The organism is Gemmatimonadota bacterium, from assembly GCA_009838845.1.
Classification (GTDB): domain Bacteria; phylum Latescibacterota; class UBA2968; order UBA2968; family UBA2968; genus VXRD01.
Window position 1 is genome coordinate 1 of the sequence record VXRD01000057.1, and the last position, 14,893, is coordinate 14,893.

14 protein-coding genes are annotated in these 14,893 nt (G+C 50.3%); 10 read left to right on the forward strand and 4 right to left on the reverse strand.

Translation table 11 applies throughout. The features are described from left to right. Positions 1 to 2 precede the first annotated feature (2 nt). Entirely contained in the window at positions 3 to 887 is an 885-nt protein-coding gene (locus tag F4Y39_08295; protein MYC13711.1) for an acetyl-CoA carboxylase carboxyltransferase subunit beta, read from the forward strand. Next, complete coding sequence (aroQ, locus tag F4Y39_08300; GenBank protein MYC13712.1) at positions 884 to 1,324, forward strand: type II 3-dehydroquinate dehydratase; 441 nt, start codon at positions 884 to 886, stop codon at positions 1,322 to 1,324. Before F4Y39_08295 ends, aroQ begins: the two co-directional genes overlap by 4 nt. Positions 1,325 to 1,521: 197 nt before the next feature. Here aroQ and F4Y39_08305 read toward each other — a convergent pair whose 3' ends face one another. Further along, complete coding sequence (locus tag F4Y39_08305; protein MYC13713.1) at positions 1,522 to 2,247, reverse strand: nicotinate-nicotinamide nucleotide adenylyltransferase; 726 nt, start codon at positions 2,245 to 2,247, stop codon at positions 1,522 to 1,524. Between the two features lie 14 nt (positions 2,248 to 2,261). Between F4Y39_08305 and F4Y39_08310 the strand changes: the two genes are divergently transcribed. From F4Y39_08310 to F4Y39_08335, 6 genes are all read left to right on the forward strand, one after another. After that, a complete protein-coding gene (locus tag F4Y39_08310) occupies positions 2,262 to 3,092 on the forward strand; it encodes an outer membrane lipoprotein-sorting protein (protein MYC13714.1) in 831 nt (276 codons plus the stop codon). After that, positions 3,089 to 4,303, forward strand: a complete 1,215-nt coding sequence (locus F4Y39_08315; GenBank protein MYC13715.1) for an ABC transporter permease — start codon at positions 3,089 to 3,091, stop codon at positions 4,301 to 4,303. Before F4Y39_08310 ends, F4Y39_08315 begins: the two co-directional genes overlap by 4 nt. 5 nt (positions 4,304 to 4,308) lie before the next feature. After that, the gene (locus F4Y39_08320) at positions 4,309 to 5,538 is read left to right on the forward strand and encodes an ABC transporter permease (GenBank protein ID MYC13716.1); all 1,230 of its coding nucleotides are present in this window, start codon (positions 4,309 to 4,311) and stop codon (positions 5,536 to 5,538) included. A gap of 14 nt (positions 5,539 to 5,552) precedes the next feature. After that, a complete protein-coding gene (locus F4Y39_08325; GenBank protein MYC13717.1) occupies positions 5,553 to 6,242 on the forward strand; it encodes an ABC transporter ATP-binding protein in 690 nt (229 codons plus the stop codon). Continuing rightward, positions 6,239 to 7,420 carry a hypothetical protein gene (locus tag F4Y39_08330; protein MYC13718.1) on the forward strand — a complete coding sequence of 394 codons (1,182 nt, stop codon included), beginning with the start codon at positions 6,239 to 6,241 and terminating at the stop codon, positions 7,418 to 7,420. Before F4Y39_08325 ends, F4Y39_08330 begins: the two co-directional genes overlap by 4 nt. A 107-nt stretch (positions 7,421 to 7,527) precedes the next feature. Next, complete coding sequence (locus tag F4Y39_08335; GenBank protein MYC13719.1) at positions 7,528 to 8,391, forward strand: sugar phosphate isomerase/epimerase; 864 nt, start codon at positions 7,528 to 7,530, stop codon at positions 8,389 to 8,391. Between the two features lie 56 nt (positions 8,392 to 8,447). On the opposite strand, the gene sucD is transcribed toward F4Y39_08335, so the two are convergent. Next, positions 8,448 to 9,335: a succinate--CoA ligase subunit alpha gene (gene sucD, locus F4Y39_08340; GenBank protein MYC13720.1), complete on the reverse strand. Its 888-nt coding sequence runs from the start codon at positions 9,333 to 9,335 to the stop codon at positions 8,448 to 8,450. A gap of 18 nt (positions 9,336 to 9,353) precedes the next feature. Next, positions 9,354 to 10,028 (reverse strand): ribose-5-phosphate isomerase RpiA, encoded by a 675-nt coding sequence (gene rpiA, locus F4Y39_08345; GenBank protein MYC13721.1) that lies wholly within the window; start codon positions 10,026 to 10,028, stop codon positions 9,354 to 9,356. Between the two features lie 171 nt (positions 10,029 to 10,199). On the opposite strand from rpiA, the gene F4Y39_08350 reads away from it, so the two are divergent. After that, on the forward strand, positions 10,200 to 11,036 hold the full coding sequence (locus F4Y39_08350; protein ID MYC13722.1) for an MBL fold metallo-hydrolase: 837 nt from the start codon (positions 10,200 to 10,202) through the stop codon (positions 11,034 to 11,036). A gap of 20 nt (positions 11,037 to 11,056) precedes the next feature. Here F4Y39_08350 and F4Y39_08355 read toward each other — a convergent pair whose 3' ends face one another. Continuing rightward, positions 11,057 to 11,254, reverse strand: a complete 198-nt coding sequence (locus F4Y39_08355) for a hypothetical protein (protein ID MYC13723.1) — start codon at positions 11,252 to 11,254, stop codon at positions 11,057 to 11,059. Between the two features lie 356 nt (positions 11,255 to 11,610). Between F4Y39_08355 and F4Y39_08360 the strand changes: the two genes are divergently transcribed. Then, a complete protein-coding gene (locus F4Y39_08360) occupies positions 11,611 to 14,877 on the forward strand; it encodes a BamA/TamA family outer membrane protein (GenBank protein ID MYC13724.1) in 3,267 nt (1,088 codons plus the stop codon). Positions 14,878 to 14,893 lie beyond the last annotated feature (16 nt).

Here is a 14,893-nt window from a genome sequence, read left to right on the forward strand (position 1 = left end):
CTATATGGAGATCGTTTATGAACTGGTTTAACAAGCTCAAATCTGGCATTCAGACGCTCGTGCGCAAGCGTATGCCCGAAAATATCTGGATCAAGTGTGAGCGGTGTGAACAAATAGTTTACCGAAAGAAACTCGAGCAAAATACAGGTATTTGCCCGCATTGCAAACATCACTTTCGCATATCCAGTGCCGAATATATCGCCGCTGTGCTCGATAAAAATTCGTTTGAAGAAATAGGTCAGGAGGTCAAATCGACCGATCCGCTCACATTTGTCGATCTACAGCCCTATCCCGACCGGCTCAAGGAATATCGCAAACGCACCAATATGGATGCCGCTGTGTTGGCTGGCGTGGGTGAGATTAATGGTGCGCCTGTGGGCATTGCCGTGCATGAATTTGGTTTTATGGGTGGGTCACTCGGTTCGGCTGAAGGAGAGCGAATTTGTCGGGTGATTGATCGATGTATGCGCGATCAATTGCCGCTGATTATTGTGTGCCGGTCTGGCGGCGCGCGCATGCAAGAGAGTATTTTTTCGCTAATGCAAATGGCGAAAGTCAATGCCAAATTGTCGCAATTTTCAGATGCAGGACTGCTGTTTATTTCCGTTCTGATAGATCCCACAACAGCCGGTGTAAATGCCAGTTATGCATCAATTGGCGATATCAATATCGCCGAGCCAAATGCGCTGATCGGATTTACTGGGTCGCGTATTACAGGGTCTTCTGTGAGTGCCTCCGAGATGGAAGCTCTGCGGCAGGCACAGCGCGCAGAGCAAGTGCTCGAACACGGTTTTGTCGATATGATTGTTTCTCGAGATAAAATGAGAGCTACCCTGTCTCAGTTGATTGAAATGTTGAGTAAAGAGCCATCTGAGGTTACTTCATGAAGATTCTCGTTTTACAAGGTCCCAATATCAATATGCTGGGGCGACGCAAAGCAGAGCATTACGGTACTGTGACAATGGACGGGGTTCACGCACGTCTCGAACAAAAAGCGGATGAACTGGATTGCGAGATTGCGTTTTTTCATTCGAATTACGAGGGGGCTCTCGTTGAAAAAGTGCAGGAGATGCGCGATTCTGTAGATGGTATTCTTATGAATCCCGCAGGGCTGACCACAACAAGCGTATCGTTGCGAGACGCGCTTGAAGACGCGGGTTTACCACTGGTCGAAATTCATTTGTCCAATATCCACGCGCGAGAAACATGGCGGCGGCATTCTCTGTTTTCTGAAATTGCAGTGGGCATTATTGCCGGATTCAGATGGCGAGGCTATGTGTCGGCGCTTGAGATGCTGGTTGGCATGCTGCGAGATGAAGTGTGAAGTGTGAAGTGTGAAGAGTGAAGTGAGAAGTCCACCCAACACCACTCCAGAGCGGATGTTTCTTCATCGTGAACTGGTCTGGAACTGCGACCAGTCATGCTCGATTGAACTGCTGTCGCAGTTGTACACCGTTCACTCGCCTTCATACACTGCTTCACCCTTCCTACTTTCCTGATTCCTCCTTCCCTCTTCCCACTTCATTTGTAAAGATCAAATGTCTCAATAAATTGGGCGATAGATTCTGGCACGAGATCTGTGATGGGGTCTCCTGCTCGGATGCGTTTGCGTACCTCAGTAGAGGAAATATTGCCAAAGGATGGGGGTAGTTGGAGAGGGTGTACGCGGTTTGCAAAAGGCGCGCATTCGGGGCGTGACATAAATCTGTAAAAAACTTCTCGCGAAGGATTTTCGCGATTGGCAGATACCATGTGACACAGTGAAAATAGCACTTTAAGTTCGGCGACCATGTCGGTGTAATAGTGCGGATCAAAGATGCGTATCAGGGTGTCGTGGCCAACGAGAAAGTAGATTTGGGCGTTGGGTGAAAAATGTGCTCTGAGTGCGTGTGCTTTGTCGATAAAGCGAGCGTGGCTACATCCAGCAATTGACAGGGAGGTGTCCAATTGGGTATCAGAATCCGCGTAATTGGCCATCATGGCGAGGCGTTGGCCCAGGTCTGCACCAAAGAGGGCTTTATCGACATTGGTCTTGGCGAGGAGGAGGACGATTTCGTCAAAGTTAAAAGCATTTTGTGCATGGTGTACAAGTGCTTCGTGGGCGAGGGTGAGCGGGTTGAAGGATGCGTCGAGCACCCCGATATGTTTGGGTTGCCGAGGTGCGGCTCGATGTACAAATTGCACCAAAGGGGTATTTTGGGGATCGAGGCTATCCATGAGGATGCGGTAGTTTTCAAGGGTGTTCATGGTGAGGAAAATTTATGTTAGAGACTGGTGTGGAGCAAGGAAAAATAACGATTAGCCCAACCACCTCTATCGAAGTGCGTGAGGATATTAAAATGATTTACCGATTGTTTTTAATGGCATTTGTCCTCTTGTTTGCCTATCCCGTTTTATCGTTGGCATCTGAGCGGGATGTGGAATCTATTGTGAAAAAAATTGACGCGCTCTATCGCAGCAACACCAGCGTGGCTGATATGGAGATGCAGATTGTTACGCCGCACTGGGAACGCACGCTGTCGTTGAGGGTGTGGACAGAGGGGATGGATAAGACTTTCATCCGCATTGACGCGCCCAAAAAGGAAAAGGGCGTTACAACGCTACGCATCGGCAACGAGATGTGGAACTATCTTCCAAAGACCAATAAGGTGATAAAAGTGCCGCCTTCGATGATGATGGGGTCGTGGATGGGATCGGATTTCACGAATGATGACCTTGTCAAAGAGTCGTCAATGCTCAACGATTATAGCTACGATTTGATTGTGCCGGATGACGCGAAACCGGGTCATCTTTACATCCGGTTCATTCCGAAGGAAGATTCTCCAATTGTTTGGGGCAAGCTCATCACGGCTGTGCGGGCAGATGATCTGATTCCGGTATGGCAACATTTCTACGACGAGAAGGGCAATTTGATGCGGGTCTTGAATTTCAAAGAGATTGTGTCGTTCGGCGGCAAGACGATTCCATCTGTGATGGAGATGGTGCCGCAGAACAAGGACAGGCATAAAACCGTTATGCGTTATCTCAAGGCCGAGTTTGATGTGCAGATAGATGACGATGTGTTCACGAGGCGCAATCTTCAGAGGAAATGAAGATGCTCAAAATAGCATTTCGCAATATCTTTCGTCAAAAGCGTCGCACTATTTTGACTGCGCTTGCAATGATCGTGGGGTTCACGCTCTCGTCGGTCTTTATTGGCTGGTCAGATGGCGCGTATTCGGATATTATTTCAATGTTCACACGGAATCGCATCGGGCATATTCAGGTGCATCGGGCGGGCTATCTCGACAAGCCTTCACTTTACGATGTGATCGACAGTTATGAATCCATTGGCGAGAAGATTGCACGCGTTGAGGGCGTTGAGGCGTGGTCGCCGCGCATCTATTCGGCTGGACTCGGTTCGGTAGGCGATAAGACGATGGGGGTGCAAATCATCGGCGTAGATGTGGAGCGCGAGGTGAAAGCCACGCGGTTTGATCGGAAGATCACCAGTGGGGCGATGTTTTCAGACGCCGCGCGCGAAGCGATTCTCGGCGTTGGGTTGGCGCGCATTCTGAAGGCGGATGTTGGCCGCGAAATTGTGCTCGTCACACAGGGCGCAGATGGTGCTATCGCCAATGATTTGTACAAGATTATCGGCATTGCAGAAAGCGGCGATAAAGCGACTGATCGGATGGCATGCTATCTCCATATCAATGACGCGCAGGATTTGCTCGTGCTCGACGGGCGCGTTCATGAAATCGCCGTGATCGCCGAAGCGTTGGATCGCGTCCCCAAAATCACCGCGGCGATTGAGGCGCAGATCAACGACACAACACTCGAGGTGTCGCCGTGGCAGGTCGTCGCCAAATCATTTTATCGCGCGATGCAGGCCGATAGACAGGGCGATTTTATAGGACGCATGATTATCATGCTGATCGTCGCTATTGGCGTGCTGAATACGGTGCTGATGTCGGTGCTGGAGCGCACGCGAGAGTACGGGGTATTGAAAGCGATGGGGACAAAGCCGGGTCAGATATTTGGAGTGGTGGTGGCTGAGGTGACGTTCATCGCGCTTGGCAGCATTGTCATTGGCGCGCTGTTCGGTGCGGGTCTCAATTACTTGCTGTCGATCTACGGCATCTCACTGCCGCAAGAGTTTTCCTATGGCGGTATTGTGTTTCAGACGATGTACGCCACGGTCACTGTGCGAAGTCTTGCAATTCCCGCAGTTACGGTCCTTATCTCGGCTGTTTTGGTCAGCCTGTTTCCCGCGCTGAGAGCAGCGCGAATTGCCCCAGCCAGCGCGATGAGGGCGCATTAGGAACTATGTCCTGGATACTGATAAAGCTCGCGTGGAAGAATCTCTTGCGGCATAAACGCCGCTCCATCATTGCTGCAACAGCTATGGGTATTGGACTTGCGGCACTTATCTTTGCCGATGCGCTCTGGTTGGGGATGGAGCATAACATGGTCAAAACGGCGACGGCGTCATTTCTGGGAGATGGACAGATTCATCGAGAGGGATTTTCCGATGAGCAAGCAGTTGAGTTGACAATTAATCAGCTCGATGCGGTGGTCGCCAATCTTCGGCGGGAAGGTATCGTGGCGCACTTCACCTTGCGGACGTTCGCCTTTGGTATGATAACTTCACCTGCAACTGTCGCGGCGGTCAATCTCGTGGGCGTCGAACCATCTACCGAGCGGTATTTATCTCAAATTGACGATGCGATTATTGAAGGCGCGTATTTTGAGGGATCAAATTTGCGGGACATTGTCATGGGTGAGGAACTTGTGGAACGCCTTGAGGTGGGCTTAAACGACAGGGTTGTCGTGACGATGGCGCAGGCCGGGAGCGGCGATCTCTCGCAGGAGATGTTTCGCGTTTCTGGAATTTATCGTTTTGCCGACGAGGGAATGAACAGCGGCATGGCGTTTATTCGATTGGGGAAGGCGCAGCAGATGCTCGCTCTCGGCGCAGGGGCGCACGAAATCGCGCTGAAGTTCATCGATTCGATATCCGCCGAGGATCAGAATCTGTTGTTTTGGAAAACTTATTCGCAAGGGGGAAACAAAGCGCGCAGTTGGACAGAGGTTTTGCCAGAGGTGCAAGCGATGTTCGAGATGTCGAAGTTCAGCAAGTACATTATGGGCTTTGTGCTGTTTGGCGTGGTTGTTTTTGGCATTGTCAATACGCTGTTTATGTCGCTTTACGAACGGATGTTTGAATTTGGCGTGTTGCGCGCAATTGGCACGCGTCCGTTTGGCATGGCGCGGCTGATTCTGTTTGAGGCAGGGGCATTGGCTGTTCTGGGTATTATTTTGGGTACGATTTTTGGGTTTTGTGTTACTTTAATTTTTTCAACGATTGGCATTGACTACACGGGGATCGAGATGATGGGCATCACCATGCAGGAGTTGATCTATCCGGAGATGCGTATCCAACCGTTTATTTTTTATTCGATCTGGATCTTTGTTTTTACAATTATCGCAGGGCTGTATCCGGCGCGGTATGCGGCGAAGATGTCTGCGGCGACGGCGATGCGAAGGAGTTTTTGAAGGGGATATCCGCGGTGTCTGTAATTGTGACAGAAGGGGTGACCAGAGTTTATTCGGACGATGGCGTGCCCGTTCACGCCTTGCGCGGGATTGATCTGTCCATTGAACGCGGCGAATTTGCAGCGTTGGTTGGGCCGTCTGGGTCGGGGAAAACGACTTTTCTCAATATTATCTCCGGGCTGGATACACCAACAGATGGAAAGGTATGGCTCAATGGCAAACTTTTGTCGCGTATGAGCGGTAACGCACTTTCGGATTTTCGGCGAGACAATATCGGATTTATTTTTCAAGCGTACAATTTGATTCCGGTGCTGACTGTCGAGGAAAATATCGAGTATATTATGCTCCTGCAAAAGATACCCAAATCTGAGCGGCACGAGCGCGTGCTGGCGATACTGGATGAGGTGGGATTGGGTGGGATGGCGAGTCGCAAGCCGACACAACTTTCGGGTGGACAGCAACAGCGGGTCGCGATTGCACGGGCTATGGTGTCTCAGCCAGCGATTATTCTGGCGGATGAACCGACGGCGAATCTCGATTCAAAGATTGGCGCAGAGTTGCTCGATATGATGTATCGGCTCAATACGCAGACTGGAATGACATTTATTTTTTCTACACATGATCCGATGGTGATGGCGCGTGCGAGGCGGCTGATTGCGCTGAAAGACGGAGAGATTGAGCGCGATGAGGTAGGGGCACCATGAGATGGCTCGTTGGGCCAATGATCGCGCTTTTGCCACACGTCGGCATGGCTGCACAACTGAGTGGTTTTTACAAGGGTTTTTCCGTCGCTTTTGATTCGCCACAGGTGGGTGTTCCTATAAAGGGTATGGTGAGTAATCGGCTGCGGTTCAATCTCGCCAATTCGTTCAGCGAGCACATCTCGGTTGATCTCGCCTACGACTTTATCCTGCGTATTCAGGATTCAACGTTGTTTGAGAATCAGGCGGAGATTCTTACTATTGACCCGCACGATTATCGCGTTGCCGATCTGGAGTCACCTATTTATCCCGGCGATAATGATCCCTTCGGCAGCGTTGGCGTGTTTCAAAACTTCGACCGAGCTAATGTGACAGCGCGTTTGTCATTTGCAGATGTGATTGTCGGGCGTCAGGCGATTGCGTGGGGAAGTGCGCGGGTCGTCAATCCGACGGATGTGATCGCGCCGTTTACATATAGTGAATTGGATACGGAAGACCGCTCAGGTGTCGATGCCGTGCGCGTGCGCGTCCCGATTGGAGCACTGAGCGAAGTCGATGTGGGGTATGTGTTTGGACGAGACTTCGCGGTTGATCGGAGTGCGTTTTTTGCTCGCGGTCAATTCAATGTGTCGGAGACCGATATGTCGCCGCTACTCGTCCGTTTCCGCGAGCAGTTGCTCTTTGGTATTGATGTTGCTCGTGGCATTGGAAGTGTTGGGGCGTGGATAGAGGGTGCTCGCGTTTTTTCGATGGGACGAGATGCGAGCGACTATTTTCGCGTATCTACGGGCATGGATTACAGCTTCGGTGGCGAGACTTATGGGTTCATCGAATACCACTTCAACGGAGCGGGGGTGCGCGACCCTGAAGATTATCTCGTCAATTTAAATCGCCCGACATATCGCGATGCTGCTGTCTATCTTATGGGCGCCCACTACTTCGCGCTTGGCACCACCCATCAACTCACGCCGCTGGTCGCATTGAACGGACAGTTTCTCGCAAATGTCACTGATTCGTCATTATTTTTTTCACCTGCTATCGAATACAATATCGAGCAGGATTTCTACCTTTCTGCGGGCGCATTTGTCGGCATTGGTGATCGTCCACAAGGTGGATACTTTCAATCCGAGTTCGGCGGATATTCCAATATTCTGTTTTTTTCGTTCCGGATTTACTACTGATTACGATCCAGACTTTTATCATTTTTCTTGACTTCACCTTCACAACGCGTTTTCATATCAGCGCACCAGGACAACTGATAACAGTTTTTTACTCAGGAGGTAACGCGATGCATGTGGGTATGCGAATCCCGCCGATGGGGCGGGAAATGGGGTTGGATGGAATTATTCAGTGGGCGGCAGAAAACGGTTTGGGGTCAATTGATTTGCCCGAAGTAGATGCTGAGATTCGCAGGATGTGTGATAGTGCTGAGATTGGAATTGGTACTGTGGATTGGGGGGCAGGAGGTGGGTTATTGAGCAAAGATGATGGTGCACGAGAAGAAGCTGTAGCCGCGATGAAAGCGCGCATTCAGGCGGTTGGCGCATACGGTTCAGGGGTGATTTTTTTGTGTCTGGCTCCCGACGACCGATTGCAGGCTCGGGCCGAAACGTTTGAGGTGTTTAAGCAGGTCTATCCAGAGATTGTGAAAGAGGCAGAAGCACACGAGGTTTTTCTCGCGATTGAACCCTGGCCCGGTCCGGCACCTGCATACCCGAATTTGGGCTGTACGCCCGAGACTTTGCGGGCGATTTTTGAGGTTGTTCCGTCACCCAATCTGGGGATTTGTTACGATCCGTCGCATTTCGCGCGCATCGGCGTTGATTACAAGCGGTTGCTGATGGAGTTTGGCAGCCGGGTGCGGCATGTGCATGCAAAGGATACCGAGTTATTGGCGGATGGCCTGTACGAGTTTGGCTGTTTGGGCCAATCGTTTGGTCAGCGCTATGGTTATGGCGAGGGGTGGTGGCGTTACTGCATTCCCGGATGGGGGGTGGTGGATTGGAGATGGGTGATTGCGCGTCTGGAAGAATTGGGCTATGACGGGCCGTTGGCCATTGAATTGGAAGACCACCGCTACAGCGGCAGTGCTGAAAAGAATGCGGCAGGTATTTTGGCAGCAAAAAGCTACCTCGAAGATATTTTGGGATGAACTGCTCAATAAGATAAAGCCCCCACAAGCGATATACTGTGGGGGCTTTTTGTTTTTTATCCCAATAATGCGCGTTTCATTGTTGCGCCCATTTCGGCGGGGCTTTCGCACACGTGAATGCCGGCTTCTTGAAGCGCGGCCATTTTGTCGGCGGCGGTGCCTTGTCCGCCAGAGATAATTGCGCCCGCATGCCCCATGCGTCGTCCCGGAGGTGCTGTTTGGCCCGCGATAAAACTGACCACGGGTTTGCCAAAGTGCGCTTTGACATAAGCGGCGGCTTCTTCTTCGGCGGTGCCGCCAATTTCCCCGATCATGATAACGGCGTCTGTGTCGGGGTCGTCCTTGAAGAGCGCGAGGCAGTCTGTAAAGGTCGTGCCGATGATGGGGTCGCCGCCGATTCCCACACACGACGATTGACCAAAGCCACTATCGGTGAGTTGGGAGACCGCTTCATAGGTGAGTGTGCCGCTGCGCGAAATGACACCAATGCGACCTTCGCGGTGAATCGCGCCGGGCATAATGCCGATTTTGCACTTGCCAGGAGAAATCAGGCCCGGACAATTGGGGCCGATCAAACGCGTGTTTTTATCGGCCAGATAGTGTTTGGCTTTTAGCATGTCGAGCACGGGTATGTTCTCAGAGATGCAAACGACCAGAGGTAGGCCTGCATCGGTCGCTTCCATGATGGTGTCGGCTGCAAAGGGCGCGGGAACAAAATTGGCCGATGCCGTGGCACCTGTTTGTTCTACTGCATCGGATACAGTATCAAAAACGGGTATGCCATCTACGCTCTCGCCGCCTTTGCCCGCGTTGACCACGCCGACGACTTGCGTGCCGTAATCTACCATTTGTTGCAGGTGAAATCGCGCTTCGCCACCCATTGCTCTGCTGCTGGAAAAGCTCTGGACGATCACGCGGGTTTTGTTGTCAATAAGGATGCTCATAAAATCTCCAGTGTTCGTTTATTCAAGCATTCGTTCTTCGATTGTGCCATCTGTTTTGCCGATGATGATGCGATCTGTTAGACCTATAAAAAGACCGCATTCGACCACGCCGCATATGGCGTTGATTTTTGCTTCGAGCATGGGTGGGTCGTCAATGCGACCAAAATCGCAATCGATGATGTAATTGCCGTTGTCTGTGACAAAAGGCGTGTTGTCCTGCGCGTTGCGAAGCGTGGGATGACAGCCCAGGTCTGCGAGCAGGCGTTGTATGGCTTGCCAGCCAAAGGGAATGACTTCAACGGGCAGGGGAAAAGCGCCCAGGTGCGCCACGGGTTTGGATTCGTCGGCGACGATGATTTCCCTGTCGGATAGAGAGGCGACGATTTTTTCTCTCAAAAGCGCGCCGCCGCCACCTTTTATGAGGTTAAAGTCCGGGTCAAATTCATCCGCGCCGTCAATGGTCAGGGCAATGCGAGTGACTCTGCCGAAGTCGGTGAGTGGGATATTTTCCGATTCCGCCTGAATGCGCGATTGCTGTGAGGTGGGTATGCCACATATATCGAGCCCTTCAGCGATGCGCTGGCCGAGTTTTTGAATTGCAAAAAAAGCCGTTGATCCTGTGCCCAGACCGACGACCATGCCATCTTCTACATATTCGGCAGCCCGTTCTCCTGCTAATTGCTTGGGGTTAATGGTCATATCTGTTCAATCCCTTGTGATAAAAACAAGCGAAAGATAAACGGAAGATAGTGATTTGGCAATGATTTTGACCCATATAGGCACGGTATTTTTTTATTTATTTTTTAGGGAAATTGTCATACTCTATCAAATGGTAGGACACTGTGATTAAATTCGGAGAAAAATATGGCTTATCGCACATTGGAAGATTTTTTTGGTGATATTGTGGGGAAAGCGCGTCGGGGACAGGGGATTTCGGAATCGGAGCTGGCGCAACGGGTGGGGCTTAGTGTTCGACAAATCGGGCAAATAGAATCGTACGAACTGACGCCCGATGATCAGGCCATTTGCCGACTTGCAGACGCACTTCATCTCGATGGTAAAAAATTGGTGGAGGTGGCGCGTGGATGGGTGCCAGCGCAGGGCAATGCGGCGTTTGAAGACGAGAATATGCGGGTTGACCGATTGATTCTCGACGCGGGCATGACGGTGAATTGTTATGTCCTAAAGTGTAAGGTGTCGGGCAAAGGAGCTGTGATTGATCCCGGTGGGCAGGCGCAGTTGATTTTGGATGCGATTGCCGATATACAGGTGACGCACATTTTGCTCACACACGGGCACGGCGATCACGTTGGGGCACTCGAAGCCGTTGCCGATACGACACAGGCGCAGGTATGTGGTTGCGAGCGCGATTTTGCGTTGATGGCCGGGCGCAGCAGGCGGGTGACGGAACGCGTGGATGAGGGGTGGCAAACAGCGATTGGCGAACTCGCTATTGATACGGTGAGTTTGCCCGGGCACACGGGTGGTGGTATTGGGTATTATACTTCACCTGTGTTTTTTTCGGGCGACGCGCTATTTGCGGGTTCTCTGGGAGGGGCGAGGGGAGATGCCTACCGAGGGCAAATTCAGGCCGTGCGTGCGAAGGTGCTCTCTCTACCGGGAGAAACGACCATTTTTCCCGGTCATGGTCCGATTACGTCTGTAGTGCAAGAGCTGGCGCACAATCCCTATTTTGTTTAAAAAGAATCCGGGAACCTTTTTTATTCTTTTTCGGATTCCTGGGTTTCAACCCATTGTCCAATGGCCTGGCGAATGGATTCGACTGCGGCTTTTTTGCGCTCAAGGCGGTCAATATGCACGCGTAGCTGATCAATTTGTGCGTCGAGATCTCGAAGTTCACCATTTGCTGCTTCAAGTGCTTGTTGATACAGGGGTTCGCTATGGGTCGGTTCTGCCATGAATTAAGCTCCTTGTAGAAAAAAAATGAAATACGCGATCTGGCTAAACATAACCTGTGTGGCCTTGCGTCGTCAAGTGCGAAAAAGTCCGCTCGCTGTTGGTTTGTGAAAACGGTGTATTTTTTTGTCTTTACAATCCGTTACAATTTATTACAATTTTCATGGGAACGTAGTGGTTCTGCCAGTTGTTTAATGCCGTAAATACTGATTCACAAGAGACATGCAACTTTCTTTTGATTCACGCATTTAAAAAAGGTAGTAAATTCCAATATTTATTATAGTGGGTGTTGAGAGTATGTCAACGCTGTCTCACAGGGATATTTCTCACTGTTGATTTCGTTGCAAAGGAGCTAAACATGGCTCGGTGGTGTCTTTTCGTACGAAGCGCAATATGCGCCCTTATCTTGGGTGTTTCAAGCTCTGCTTTCGGGCAGGAATATTTTGGCAAAAACAAGGTCAATTACAGCCAGTATGTATGGCATTATATCGACAGTGAACACTTCACGGTTTATTTTGACAAGGGTTCACTGGGGCTGGCCGAGTTTGTTGCCAAAGAAGCCGAAAGATCTTTGGTACACATTGAGAAAACGCTGAAATATACGATGAAGGATCGCTATCCCATTGTTATTTACAATTCTCACAATGGATTTTCAGTGTCGAATATTATCAGCGGGGAACAGTCTGAGTTTACGGGCGGATATACCGAGTTTGCACAGGGGCGCGTGGTGATTCCCTTTACGGGGTCTTATGGGGATTTGCAACATGTTATCCACCACGAACTGGTTCATGCGGTTACGATTGAGTTGTGGACCGGTGGTGGCTGGTTGGGGTCTCTGGTTTCGCAAACATCGACGTTACCTCCGCTGTGGATTGCCGAGGGCATTGCCGAATACGTATCTCGATATGGCTGGCACAAAGAGCACGATAATTTTATGCGCGATGCAACCATTACCGGATATGTGCCGACTATCGAAATGATGTCCCTGAGTTATTTTGCCTATCCCGGCGGCAATTCAGTTTTTTACATGATAGAACAGGAATACGGCAAGGACAAAGTGGCATCTTTTATTTCTTCTTTCCGCACGGCCAAAAATCCCGATAAAGCACTCAAAGCATCTCTGGGATTTGGGATGAAGGAATTGGAGGAAAAATACCAATTGTGGCTCAAGCGGCAATACTGGAATGAGATCAATTTGCGCCATACACCCAAAGAGATGGCAACAAATTTGACAGAGCGCGAAGATAGGCGTTCGGCGTATAATTTAGCTGCTGCGTTATCTCCACAAGGCGACAAGGTCGCGTATTTGACCGATCGGAATGGCACGTTTGATATTTATTTGATGTCGGCGATTGACGGCAAAGACCTGGGGCGTTTGGTCGAAGGGCAAAAGTCGTCTGCTTTTGAGTCGATGTTTGTTTTGCGGCCCGGATTTACCTGGTCTCCGGATGGTCGGCATATTGCATTCGCCGCCAAATCGAATAACAAAAATACCCTGTATATCCTCGAAGTTAAAAATAAACAGATTCGCAAGCGCTTTAAGTTTGACCTCGATGGCTTGTTTGAACCCACCTGGTCGCCAGATGGAAAAAAAATAGCCGTCGCGGGTATTAAAGATGGCTGGTCCGACGTCTATGTGGTCGATTTGAACGATGAGTCGCTTACTCGGCTTACAAATGATCCCTATGACGAGCGGCATCTGGATTGGTCGCCCGATGGTACCTGGATCGCCATGAGTTCTGATCGTCCCGATACCCATTTGAAATTCAGCGGGGGGAAGGATTTTGCTTTTGGTCAGTACGATATTTTTTTAATGCGTACAGATGGCTCTGAAATGCGCCGGATTGTCGCGTCTGAAGATGCCGAGGATTCGCATCCCGTGTGGGGTGCCGATAGCAAACACATTGCCTTTGTTTCTGACCGCACGGGTGTAGGCAATATTTATATTGCAAATGTTGACAGTACGCAGGAGATATATCCCATTACTAATTTGCTGTCAGGGGCGCAATATCTCGATTGGTCAGCCGATGGCAAAAAAATCGTGTTCAATGCGTTTCACAAGGGTGCCCTGGATATATTTGTGATGCGCGACCCACTTGCAGAGCGAAAAGAAATGGCGGATTTGCCGCGCACCCGGTTTGTCAAGCGCCTTGCTGGCGAAGATGAAAAGATGTTTGTCGAGTTGCAAAAGGAAAAATATGCGAGCCGCAAGATTGACAAAGTAGAAGCCGACAGCACCGAGGTCGATTCGACAGCAGAAAAAACAGAAAAGAAAGTGGCGCAGTGGATTTCCGATCAGGAAGCACTTGCAGCTGCAGAGAGTGCACCTGCAGATAGTACGACTGAGATCGATACCACACATCCGGTTGCAGGTAGCCCAGAAATGGCCGATACCGGCAAACAAGGGGTGAAAAACTGGGGTGAAAAGGAATTTCTGGTTAAGAAATACAAGCTGAAATTCAAGCCCGAACTATTTGGTGCTCAGGCGGGGTTTGATACGTTCTACGGTGTGAGTAGCTCTATTGTATTGTCGATGAGTGATGTGATGGGCGATCACCGCGCCACGTTGGTGACGAGTCTGAATTTTTCGCTTAAAGACAGCGATTTTCTGCTCGCTTATGCTTATTTGAAGAATCGCACAAATTACGGTGCACAACTTTTTCACACGCGATTCTTTTTCTTTGACAGTACAGGGCGCCTGACTGCGGATCGATATTACGGGCTTGCGGGAGGGCTTGAAAGACCATTTAACCGATTCTCCCGTTTGGAACTCAGTACGCGTTTTGTATCTATTGATCGCGAGGAGGTATTTACCGATAGAAATGCTAACCCGTATTATCAGCCGGGCTTTCGCGGCGTTGGGCGGTTTACGAGCGAATTGATCAATCGCCGTCGGGCGGCTATCGGCGAGGTGGCTCTGGTGGGCGATAGCGCGTTGTACAGTTTGTTTGGCGCGGTAGATGGGCATCGCTATCGGTTAAATTTTGAAGGCTCTGGCGTGGGCATGAAATTTGCCACATTTACGCTGGATTATCGCAAATATATGCGGTTGTTAAATGAATATACCTTTGCAATCCGAATGTCGGGCGGAACGAGTTATGGCCCCAACAGCACCGTGTTTTTCCTGGGCGGTGTGAACAATCCGGTCAATCCGACATTTTCAACCATTGCCAGTGTTGATCAGAGTCGCGTCTTTTTCTCTTCTTACGTCTGGCCTTTGCGAGGCGCGAGATTGCTCGAAATGGCGGGTGATTCTTATGTGCTGGCCAATGTCGCATTTCGGTTCCCGCTCATCCGGCAATTGGCCATGGGCTGGCCCTTACCGTTTTTCTTCCAGAATGTACAGGGCGAATTGTTCTTCGACATTGGAGGTGCTTTTGACCGCGCCAATTGGAGAGATGGGTGGGTCGCCCGAGATGGGGGGTTTGAGCTCAATACACCGCAAAATTTTCGTACGCCGGAAATCCTGAAACCAAAACCGCAGATAGCCGCCGGGTATGGATTTGGGGTGCGGGTAAATTTGGGCTATTTCCTGTTCCGCTACGATCTGGCATGGCCTACGGATCTCGCAGAAACATATCATCCACACCAGTATTTCTCAATTGATTTCACGGGCTTGTTCTAATCCGCAGATAAAAGGC

What these genes read in the sequence shown, in the direction of transcription:
- aroQ (MYC13712.1), top strand. Translation starts at nt 884, where the DNA reads ATGAAGATTCTCGTTTTACAAGGTCCCAATATCAATATGCTGGGGCGA.
- F4Y39_08305 (MYC13713.1), bottom strand. Translation starts at nt 2,247, where the DNA reads ATGAACACCCTTGAAAACTACCGCATCCTCATGGATAGCCTCGATCCC.
- F4Y39_08310 (MYC13714.1), top strand. Translation starts at nt 2,262, where the DNA reads ATGTTAGAGACTGGTGTGGAGCAAGGAAAAATAACGATTAGCCCAACC.
- F4Y39_08315 (MYC13715.1), top strand. Translation starts at nt 3,089, where the DNA reads ATGAAGATGCTCAAAATAGCATTTCGCAATATCTTTCGTCAAAAGCGT.
- F4Y39_08320 (MYC13716.1), top strand. Translation starts at nt 4,309, where the DNA reads ATGTCCTGGATACTGATAAAGCTCGCGTGGAAGAATCTCTTGCGGCAT.
- F4Y39_08330 (MYC13718.1), top strand. Translation starts at nt 6,239, where the DNA reads ATGAGATGGCTCGTTGGGCCAATGATCGCGCTTTTGCCACACGTCGGC.
- F4Y39_08335 (MYC13719.1), top strand. Translation starts at nt 7,528, where the DNA reads ATGCATGTGGGTATGCGAATCCCGCCGATGGGGCGGGAAATGGGGTTG.
- sucD (MYC13720.1), bottom strand. Translation starts at nt 9,335, where the DNA reads ATGAGCATCCTTATTGACAACAAAACCCGCGTGATCGTCCAGAGCTTT.
- F4Y39_08350 (MYC13722.1), top strand. Translation starts at nt 10,200, where the DNA reads ATGGCTTATCGCACATTGGAAGATTTTTTTGGTGATATTGTGGGGAAA.
- F4Y39_08355 (MYC13723.1), bottom strand. Translation starts at nt 11,254, where the DNA reads ATGGCAGAACCGACCCATAGCGAACCCCTGTATCAACAAGCACTTGAA.
- F4Y39_08360 (MYC13724.1), top strand. Translation starts at nt 11,611, where the DNA reads ATGGCTCGGTGGTGTCTTTTCGTACGAAGCGCAATATGCGCCCTTATC.